General features: G+C 72.2%; 6 protein-coding genes. All 6 read left to right on the forward strand.

Annotated features, from left to right (window positions below):
* Positions 1-308 precede the first annotated feature (308 nt).
* Genes M3Q23_15625 through M3Q23_15650 form a run of 6 tightly spaced genes read left to right on the forward strand, consistent with a single transcriptional unit; the run spans position 309 to position 6,562 of the window.
* Complete coding sequence (locus M3Q23_15625) at positions 309-707, forward strand: hypothetical protein (protein ID MDP9343487.1); 399 nt, start codon at positions 309-311, stop codon at positions 705-707.
* The gene (locus tag M3Q23_15630) at positions 704-1,996 is read left to right on the forward strand and encodes a DUF4255 domain-containing protein (protein MDP9343488.1); all 1,293 of its coding nucleotides are present in this window, start codon (positions 704-706) and stop codon (positions 1,994-1,996) included. Before M3Q23_15625 ends, M3Q23_15630 begins: the two co-directional genes overlap by 4 nt.
* Positions 1,997-2,024: 28 nt before the next feature.
* On the forward strand, positions 2,025-4,055 hold the full coding sequence (locus M3Q23_15635; GenBank protein ID MDP9343489.1) for an ATP-binding protein: 2,031 nt from the start codon (positions 2,025-2,027) through the stop codon (positions 4,053-4,055).
* Complete coding sequence (locus M3Q23_15640; protein ID MDP9343490.1) at positions 4,052-4,306, forward strand: hypothetical protein; 255 nt, start codon at positions 4,052-4,054, stop codon at positions 4,304-4,306. Before M3Q23_15635 ends, M3Q23_15640 begins: the two co-directional genes overlap by 4 nt.
* A 2-nt stretch (positions 4,307-4,308) precedes the next feature.
* Positions 4,309-6,264, forward strand: coding sequence for a DUF4157 domain-containing protein (locus tag M3Q23_15645; protein ID MDP9343491.1), 1,956 nt, complete (start codon positions 4,309-4,311; stop codon positions 6,262-6,264).
* Between the two features lie 31 nt (positions 6,265-6,295).
* Positions 6,296-6,562: a hypothetical protein gene (locus M3Q23_15650; GenBank protein ID MDP9343492.1), complete on the forward strand. Its 267-nt coding sequence runs from the start codon at positions 6,296-6,298 to the stop codon at positions 6,560-6,562.
* The last annotated feature ends 225 nt before the right edge of the window (positions 6,563-6,787 follow it).

Here is a 6,787-nt window from a genome sequence, read left to right on the forward strand (position 1 = left end):
GCCGGAGCGAGATTCCCGCGCGCGCTTCCGCCCCTCCCGTCGACGGGCCGGCCAGACCGCAGCCAGGAGGGCTGGAGGTGACCCGAGAAGTCGAGCGTCGGTCGCCGTCCGACCGGACCGATGGAGCGGCTGGTTGGTCCGAGGAGCGCCCTTCGGACACGAGGGGGTCGGCCGCGTCGGAGGGTGCGCCCGGAGGGAGACTCGGGCCGTCCGGGGCGCGCCTCGCCATCCCGTCGGTCCGGCTCCCCGCGCCGGTGATTCCCTCTTCCCCACCGGCCGCACGACACGACGATCGGGCTTCCGTTCCGATGGATGCGAGCGAGCAGGGGCGGCGGGCCGGGCCGAGGGCGCCGGACGCCGGGCCCGGGACGGTCGATTCCGGCGACCGAGCCACATCGAGCGACGGGATCTCCAGGACCGGCGCGGAGCCCCGATCGGACGGGGACGCGCTGGCGGCGAGGTGGGGGCCCGAGGGACCCCCGTCGGGGGTCGACGTCGTCCCGGCCCTCGGAGTGGAGGGGCCGACGGTCGCGGAGGAGGGACCGGAACCGGGTCCGCCCGTGGTGCGCGTGAGCATCGGCCGGATCGAGGTCCGAGTCGTTCCGAGCCCCGTCACCGACGCCGGCTCGGGCCCTGAGGCCATTCGACCGACCCCGGCTCTGTCGCTGGACGAATACCTCCGCCGGCGAAACGGACGAGCGCCGTGAGCAACTTCCTCGCCATCGCCACGGTCACGGCCACCCTCAAGCGGATGCTCGACGAGGCCGTGGCCGCCAGCGTCCCCGGCGCGGTGGCGAACGCGAAGGTGACCGCCGGCATCCCGGAGGCCGTGAAGAACGGGGCCGCCGACCAGAAGGGGATCAACATCTACCTGTATCAGGTGACCCCGAACGCGGCATGGCGCAACGCCGACCTCCCCAGCCGCGGCTCCGACGGCAGGGTGGTCCGCCGGCCCCAGGTCGCGCTCGACCTCCACTATCTCCTGAGCTTCTATGGAGAGGACGCGGACCTCGAGCCGCAGCGCCTCCTGGGCCTCGCCGTGAGGACGCTGAACGATCGCCCCATCCTCACCCGCGACGCCATCAGCGACACCATGAAGGCGGCGGTCGCGGACGATCCCGACACGTTCCTGAAGAGCTCCGACCTCGGGAACCAGGTCGAGCTGGTGAGGTTCTCGCCCATCGGACTGAACCTGGAGGAGCTGTCGAAGCTTTGGTCGGTGTTCTTTCAGATCCCCTACGCGCTCTCGGTGGCCTACCAGGGGACCGTGGTCCTGATCGAGGGAGCCGACACCCCGCGGACCCCGTTGTCCGTGCGGGCCCGAGGTGTCTACGTCGGAACGTTCCGCCAACCGCTGGTGGAGCGGGTGCTTGCGGACACGGGCGAGGAGGACCCCATCGTCTCCACGACCACCATCTCCATCGAAGGACAGAACCTGCGAGGCGACGCGACGAGGGTTCGGCTGGGGGCGGTCGAGGTGGCCCCCGACCATGTCTCGGACCGGCGGATCTCGCTGGCCCTCCAGCCGCTGTCCCTCCTGCCGGGGGTCCACGGCCTCCAGGTCGTCCACCAGGCCCTCCTGGGCGACCCGCCCGCGCCGCACCGCGGGGCGGAGTCGAACCTCATGCCGTTCGTGCTGCGGCCCAGGATCTCCGGAGCGGTGGGGACGGCCCCGGGAGCTTCGGCCGGTGAGGTGGACGTGACGGTGACGGTCGAACCTCCGGTCGGCAGGAAACAGCGGGTGTCGCTCCTGTTGAACGAGCGATCAGCGCCCTCCGAGCGGGCCGCCCACGACTACACGTTCGACGCCCCCTCGCGCGACGTGGAGGGAGCGCCGGATACCACCGACACGGTCACCTTCACCACGTCCGGCGTGGAGGACGGGACCTACCTGGTGCGGATCCAGGTCGACGGAGCGGACAGCCCGATCTCGGTGGACGAGGACCCGGCCAGTCCCACCTTCGGGCAGGTCCTGCCGGTGGTGGCGTTCCCGTGATCCCGGAGGAGGCCGGCCCGTGGTCGGCGTGACGGAACTGCGGACCGCGGAGGGCTGGCACGAGGCGAATCAGGCCCACCTGGTGGCCTCGCTGGCCGAGGTCAGGGCCGCCCTCAGCCGCCACGCCGCGCTGGCGGCGGGGCCGTCTGGCGAGCAGGAGGTTCGGGTGGATCCCGATGCCGCCCCGCCCCCGGCCCCATGGCCGTTCGAGGCCCCACCCGCCCTCGATACCGTGTGCGCGGCGTTCGGGCTCAGCCCATTCGAACGATCCGTGCTGCTCCTGTGCGCCGGGCCCGAGCTCGATTCGACGTTCCCGTCGCTGTGCGCCGCCGCGCAGGGCGACGCCCGTCGGACCGTTCCGACGTTCGGCCTGGCCCTGGCCGCCCTGCCCGACCCGCACTGGAGCGCGCTCACTCCCGCCTCGTCCCTTCGACGGTGGCGGCTGATCGAGCTGCGAGGCGGGGACAGCCTGGCCACCGCGGCGCTGCGGATCGACGAGCGCATCCTGCACTTCCTGGCCGGCGCGCCCCATCTGGACGATCGGCTGGCGGGCCTGGTCCGCCACGTGCACATCCCACCGGATCTCCCCCCGTCGCACCGGGACGTGGCGGAGCGCATGGTGGCCCTGTGGCGGCGAGCGCACGGGCGCGCGCCGCTCCCTGTGGTGCAGCTGTGCGGCTCCGATCCCGCGGGGAAGCTGGCCGTGGCAGCGTGGGCGTGCGCGCAGGTCGGAGCGTCGGTCTACGCGGCCGACCTGGCCGACCTGCCGGGGGCGCCCGCCGAACGGGAGGCCGCGGCCCGGCTGTGGGATCGGGAGACCATCCTGGGCAGCGCGGCCCTCATCGTGGAGTGCCAGGAGTCCGAGGGGCCCGAGTCCGCCCGGTCCGTGATGTCCTTCCTGGGCGGGCTCATGGGGATCGGCATCGTGAGCGTGCGAGAGCCGCTGCGGGGGGTCTCCCGGTCATCCGTACGCTTCGACGTGGGGCGGCCCCTGGCGGAGGAGCAGGCGGCGCTGTGGGAGGCGTCCCTGGGCCCCGGGGCCGCGTCGACGCTCGATGGCTCGGTGGCGGCGGTGGTGGCCCAGTTCGACCTGGGGCCCAACCAGATCGAGTCGGTCAGCGCGGAGGTGCTCGGCGGGCTGGAGAGCGTCCAGGAGAGCGATGGGCCGGGGCTCGACGGGAGCCGAGGGGCCCCGGACGCCGGGACCCTGCTGTGGGACGCATGCCGGGCCCAGTCCCGTCCGCGTCTCGAGGACCTCGCTCAGCGGATCGACCCCGACGCCACGTGGGAGGACTTGGTGCTACCCGCCATGCAGATGGACACGCTGCGGGAGGTGGCCGCCCACGTCCGGCACCGGCGGCTGGTGTACGACACGTGGGGTTTCGCCCGCAAGAGCCGCAGGGGCCTCGGGATCAGTGCGCTGTTCGCCGGGCCGAGCGGGACCGGCAAGACGATGGCGGCTGAGGTCCTGGCGAACGAGCTGCGCCTGGACCTGTACCGCATCGACCTCAGCCAGGTCGTGAGCAAGTACATCGGCGAGACCGAGAAGAACCTTCGCCGCGTGTTCGACGCCGCCGAAGAGGGCGGGTCCATTCTGCTGTTCGACGAGGCCGACGCGCTGTTCGGAAAGCGCAGCGAGGTCAAGGACAGCCACGACCGGTACGCGAACATCGAGGTCAGCTACCTCCTGCAGCGCATGGAGTCCTACCGGGGCCTGGCCATCCTGACCACGAACCTGAAGAGCGCCCTGGACACGGCGTTCCTGCGGCGGCTTCGGTTCGTGATGCAGTTCCCGTTCCCGGAGGCGGCGCAGCGGGCGGAGATCTGGCGGCGGATCTTCCCCGAGGGGGCGCCCCTGGACGGCCTGGACGTGCACCGCCTGGCCCGGCTCAACGTGGCGGGGGGAAACATCCGAAATATCGCGCTCAGCGCGGCGTTCCTGGCCGTGGACGCCGGCGAGCCCGTTCGCATGTCGCACCTGTTGCGCGCGGCGCGGAGCGAGTACACCAAGCTTGAGAAGCCGCTGACCGACGCCGAGGTGGGCGGATGGATCCGGTGAATCCCCGCCTCCGCTCCCCCGGCCCCGTCGTGGAGATCCACATCGAGGAACTCGTCCTCGACGGCGTCGGCCCGGAGCAGGTGTCGGCGATCGAGGAGCACCTGCGTGTGGAGCTGGCCCGGCGGATGGCCGGAGGCCGCTTCCCCGCCTGGACCGGCTCGGACACCCGCGAGGTCGATTCGGGAGGGCACGTTTCCCAGGTGGTGGCGGCTCGGGTGGCTGAGGCCATCCACGAGAGGATGGCGCGGTGACGATGGTGGCGGCGCCGGCCGTCGCCCCGGCCGAGGGATGGAAGCCCTCCGCTGTTCCAGCCGAGATGATCCAGCGATGCGGCCAGCACCCTTGCTCCGGCGATTGCTCGGGGGACCAGGAGGAGGAGATGCCCTCCGTCCAGCGCTTCGCCACCGGGGACGGCGGGCATCGGTTCGGTCTGGTCTCCGTGCTTTCGGGGCCCCCACCGGGCCGGGCCCGGACCGTGAGCGAGCCGGGCGACCGGTGGGAGCGGGAGGCGGACCGCGTTGCGGACACGGCCCTGAGCTCCCTGGACGGGGCCACCGGCGCGACCCCGGCCGAGGGAGTGGACGCTCCCACTCCGGAGCCGGCCGGGCCGAGCGCCGAGGCCCCGGGACCCGCGCAGCCGGCGCCCCAGGGACCGGGACCGGAAGCGGAGCCCACCGCGGAGACAGCCCCCGCTCCATCGCTGATCGTGGAGGACGACGCGGAGAACGTCGCCCCGGGGCAGATGCGCAAGACGCCGTTCCTGGACGCGGTGCGCGCGGCGGTGTGCGAGGCCGCGGACGCCGAGCTGGCCGCTGCCGGCAGGAGCACGGAAGGATGCCCGTACGTGGAGCGGGCGTTCTCCTACTACGCGGGCCGAGGAGCCTCCCAGGTTGAACGAGCGGTCCGGCGGTACGCTCCCGAGTCCCAGGCCGCGAGCTCCGCGAGCGCGTACGTCGGCGCCGTGGTGTCTCGGGTCAGGCAGGCCGTCTCCATCTGGGCCAGGATCGGCGAGCTGGGCGGCGTCCCCGAGGACATCCCGGAGGAGGCCCTGGCGGGGGAAGGCGGCGCCGCCGGATCGGCGCAGGGTTCTGGGAGCGCAGGGGCCGCCGTGGCTCCCGGTGGGGCCCCGAGGGTCCTGTTCAAGCGAAGGAACGCGACGGCAGCGTACAGCCCGGATCCCGCCGGCATCCGGTCGCAGCTCGGGTCCGGAGCTCCACTCGACGCGGGGGTTCGGTCCCGGATGGAGCCCGTGCTCTCCCACGACTTCTCCCGGGTCCGGGTGCACGCGGACGGCGCCGCCGGCGCGCTGGCCAGCGACCTCGACGCCAGGGCGTTCACCGTCGGCCAGCATGTGGCTTTCGGGGCGGGCGAGTACAACCCCGGAACGGTGGCCGGCGACGCGCTCATCGCCCACGAGCTGGCCCACGTGATCCAGCAGGAAGGAGCGGCGCAGGCCCCAGGGGTGGCGAGCGCCAGGTCCGACCACTCGATGGGAATGGGAGAGGAGTCCTGGGCCGAGGATCCGCTGGAGCACGACGCCGACCTTGCCGCGGTGGGCGCGATGGGGTCCCTATGGGCCAGGAGCAAGGACGCGGTGGCGCGAGCCGCGCACCTGGCGGGACCCCGCCTCCGGACCGGCCTGCGGCTCCAGGGATGTCGCTCCAAGCCCACCAACCAGACCCCCGAGGGCGTGGGCCTCGGGCCCACCGACACGTCGAAGAAGTTCTGCATGAAGCCCGGAAGCTTCACCGCGACGACCGGGATCAATCAGAACACAACGGCCAAGGCTGAAGGACGACAGGACATCTACTTCGAGGGAGTGAATTCCGGGACTGAGGACGGGAAGACGTGTTCGTGCGACTGTGGCCTCTACCGCCACCACGTGAGGGGTTACTACCGGTCGGGTAGTGCGACCGACCCCAAGCACTACGACGTCACCTCATGCGGGCATGCCCTGACCCTCGACGAGACGACATTTTCGGAGGAGTGGACGAGCTGCATCGGGGACCTCGACCCGGACCCGTGCAAGTGGCACTACGCGGACGCGCCCGGGTGGGACGTCAGCGAGGGTAACTACATTGAGCTCAAGGAGGGCTTCCGGTACGAAGTCTGGGACCGGTGCCAGGGCAAATCGGTGGCCGCCGACGGCAGGACGGTCACCCTCAGCGGGGACAAGTCGCCGCGGGCGATCACGTGGACGTCGCCGTGACCGGAAGGGGCTGGCACCGTCGCCATGTCCCATGACCGAGGACCTCCCCGCGATCGAGTTGGACGCCCCCGAGCTCCGGCGGAGGGCCCAGGCCATCCACGAGGGCGACGGCCTCGCACAGGTGAGAAACGTGTTGGGGGGCGAGGAGTTCCAGACCGAGCAGCGCGGCGCGATCACGGCCCGGTTCTGGCGGTTCCGGATGCTCGATGCCCGCGAACCGTGGGAGCGCTCCGAGATCTACCTGGGGGAGTTCGAGGGCGACCGACTTGTGTTCGGGGCGGTGATCCCCCGGGCGTGAGTGGGCTCCATCGGGCCGTCGGTCTCCCCGGCCGAGGCATCACTGTGGGTGAGAGATGACCACGCTGGCTCCCGTTATACCGGCCAGGCCGGCCGCCCAGCCGTCGGAACCGGGGTCCAGCACCGTCTTGCGGCTGGCCCGTCAGGAGGAGGACGTGGCGTGGGGGTGGTCGCTCGCGCCGCAGGAGGCAACCCTGCCCGAGACCGAAGCCCCCGCCCCCTCACC

It is taken from the genome of Actinomycetota bacterium, assembly GCA_030774015.1.
In the GTDB taxonomy this organism is placed as follows: Bacteria; Actinomycetota; UBA4738; order UBA4738; family JACQTL01; genus JALYLZ01.

Bases quoted from the DNA above. Each gene is read 5' to 3' on its own strand.
- M3Q23_15625 (MDP9343487.1), top strand. From the start codon at position 309: ATGGATGCGAGCGAGCAGGGGCGGCGGGCCGGGCCGAGGGCGCCGGAC.
- M3Q23_15650 (MDP9343492.1), top strand. From the start codon at position 6,296: ATGACCGAGGACCTCCCCGCGATCGAGTTGGACGCCCCCGAGCTCCGG.
- M3Q23_15645 (MDP9343491.1), top strand. From the start codon at position 4,309: ATGGTGGCGGCGCCGGCCGTCGCCCCGGCCGAGGGATGGAAGCCCTCC.